Consider the following 2,655-nt stretch of genomic DNA (forward strand, 5'->3'; position numbering starts at 1 on the left):
CCTTATCATCCGCCAACGCTTTTTCAATAAATGCGTCCAAGTCGACCTCACCGGACATACTCAAAAAAGCCATAATACGCCGTGCCTTATGGTAATCAGGTAACTGTCCCAACGTTTTACAAATAACGGAGCTGCCTGCCGCCGTTTCAGCGACAGGCAGATTGTGTAAAAGTTCGTTCATTTGTCTCCGAAGACATTTCTTTTCTTCCGCAACTAGCAACCTTCTACTCTCCTTCTTTTTTGCCGAGAACCTGACTGATGGACTGCCGGGTAATTTTGACTTCCGTCTTTTCGGCAATACGCAACATAGCATAGTCTTCATGCAATTCAACAATCGTCCCGTAGATGCCACCGATCGTAATAACCTTGGCACCCGTTTTCATGCTGTTAAGCATTTCCTGACGTCGTTTTTGCTGCTTTTTTTGCGGCCGCCATAACATGAAATAAAAAATGACTACCATCAAAATAATGGGGGCAAAAGACTGCATCTGTTCCATAAATTCCACGTATATCACCTCCGAAAATATTGTTTATTCGCAACGGACATTACGCATCTTTATATCGGTCGAAAAATTCCTTTCGGAATCGGCGAAATGTACCGTCAAAAATCGACTGCCTCATGCGACGCATGAAGTCAAGTAAAAAGTAAAGATTATGAATGCTTACCAAACGATAAGCCAGTAATTCTTCCGCCTTGAAGAGATGCCTGATATAGGCACGTGTATAATTACGACACGTATAGCAACCGCAACCTTCTTCAATGGGCGAAAAGTCACGAGCATATTTGGCGTTACGCACATTAACACGCCCTTCTGCCGTCATAGCCATTCCGTTACGGGCTACACGAGTAGGAAAGACGCAGTCAAACATATCAACGCCGCGAGCTACGCCTTCGACGAGGCAGTCGGGCGTACCGACTCCCATCAAATAACGAGCTTTATCTTGCGGTAAATACGGAGTCGTACCTTCTAATATATCATACATGATATCCTTCGATTCGCCAACACTGAGTCCGCCGATTCCGTAGCCGTCAAAATCCATGGCAACCAAATCTTCGCAGCTTTTTTTCCGTAAATCCTTATACATGCCTCCCTGTACAATACCGAACAAGCCCTGTGTAGGACTGTGATGATGATCAAGACATCGCTTGGCCCAACGGCTTGTTCGTTCAGTGGAAAGACGGGTGTATTCATAATCGGAGGGATAGGGAATGCATTCATCAAAGGCCATGGCAATATCCGAGTTGAGGGCCATTTGGATATCCATGGATACTTCAGGCGATAAAAATTTCTTTGATCCGTCTATATGGGAACGGAAGGTCACGCCGTCTTCCGTAATCTTTCGCATCTTCCCGAGACTAAAGACCTGAAAACCGCCGCTATCGGTAAGAACCGCATTCTTCCAATTCATAAAGCGATGAATCCCGCCGGCTTCATGAACCAAATCCTCACCGGGCCGCAAAAACAAATGATAAGTATTGCTCAGAATGACTTGAGCTCCCATGTCATACAGTTCTTCAGGAGTCAGCGTCTTAACCGTAGCCTGTGTACCGACAGGCATGAACATGGGGGTCTCATAAGTTCCGTGCGGAGTACGTAACAAACCGGCTCTGGCCCCGTCACATTCAGCCTGTAATTCGAATTCTATAACCATGCGTACCTCCTAGTGTATAAACATGGCATCGCCGAAGCTGAAAAAGCGATACTTTTCACGAACGGCCGTTTCATAAGCTTTTAAAATATGTTCTCTATCGGACAGGGCACTGATAAGCATAAGTAACGTCGATTCGGGCAAATGAAAGTTCGTCACGAGAGCATCGACAATCCGGAAAGTATATCCGGGATAAATGAAAATATTCGTCTTTCCCGCACCGGCTTTCAGTCGTCCCTTTTCGGCCGCACTTTCCAAGGTCCGTACCGATGTCGTGCCGACGGCGACAATACGACGTCCTTCTTCCTTAGCCCGATTAACGGCTGCCGCCGCTTCGGGTGTAATACTGTAATATTCACTATGCATCACATGGTCTTCAATATTTTCTTCTTCGACAGGACGAAAGGTGCCGAGTCCTACATGTAAGGTGACAAAGACCGTTTCTACCCCTTTATCCCTGATTTTTTCCAACAGTTCATCCGTAAAGTGAAGCCCCGCCGTAGGAGCGGCGGCAGACCCTTTTTCTCGAGCATAAACAGTTTGGTAGTCGTCAGGATTTTCGGGCTTTTCATGAATATACGGCGGCAAAGGCATTTCACCGATTTCTTCAATGATATGGTCGAAAACACCGTCATAAGTAAAGTGAATAACCCGCCCGCCGTAATCGGTACGATCTTCTACAACCCCCGTCAATCTTTCTCCGAAAGATAGGGTGGCTCCGGGCAGGGCTTTCTTACCCGGTTTTACCAATACTTCCCAACGGTCCTCTCCTACAGGCGTCAGCAAGAGGACTTCTACCTTACCGCCCGTAGGCACACGCGTACCGTGCAGGCGTGCGGGAATGACCTTTGAATCGTTAAAAACCAGTACATCCCCCTGATGCAGTTCGTCTGTCAATTGCCGAAATATCTTATTTTCCGTTTCACCTGTTTTCTTGTCATAAAGCATGAGACGTGCCGTATCTCTGGGTTCGGCCGGATGTTGTGCAATGAGTTCCTGAGGCAA

At 46.8% G+C, this 2,655-nt stretch carries 4 protein-coding genes; all 4 read right to left on the reverse strand.

What is annotated here, in order from left to right:
- Positions 1 to 220: 5-formyltetrahydrofolate cyclo-ligase (locus PGX78_RS07360; protein ID WP_333524004.1), on the reverse strand; the 220-nt coding region annotated here is incomplete at its 3' end.
- A 4-nt stretch (positions 221 to 224) separates the two neighbouring features.
- On the reverse strand, positions 225 to 497 hold the full coding sequence (gene yajC / locus PGX78_RS07365) for a preprotein translocase subunit YajC (RefSeq protein ID WP_006940696.1): 273 nt from the start codon (positions 495 to 497) through the stop codon (positions 225 to 227).
- 49 nt (positions 498 to 546) lie between these two features.
- Complete coding sequence (gene tgt / locus PGX78_RS07370; RefSeq protein ID WP_270446227.1) at positions 547 to 1,653, reverse strand: tRNA guanosine(34) transglycosylase Tgt; 1,107 nt, start codon at positions 1,651 to 1,653, stop codon at positions 547 to 549.
- Positions 1,654 to 1,662: 9 nt separating this feature from the next.
- The coding region (gene queA / locus PGX78_RS07375; protein WP_270446229.1) for a tRNA preQ1(34) S-adenosylmethionine ribosyltransferase-isomerase QueA at positions 1,663 to 2,655 on the reverse strand (993 nt) is incomplete at its 5' end.

The organism is Megasphaera sp. AF13-6AC, from assembly GCF_027685385.1.
GTDB lineage: Bacteria > Bacillota > Negativicutes > Veillonellales > Megasphaeraceae > Megasphaera > Megasphaera micronuciformis.

Excerpts from the sequence above, each read along its gene's own strand:
- tgt (WP_270446227.1), bottom strand. The coding sequence starts at position 1,653 with ATGGTTATAGAATTCGAATTACAGGCTGAATGTGACGGGGCCAGAGCC.
- yajC (WP_006940696.1), bottom strand. The coding sequence starts at position 497 with ATGGAACAGATGCAGTCTTTTGCCCCCATTATTTTGATGGTAGTCATT.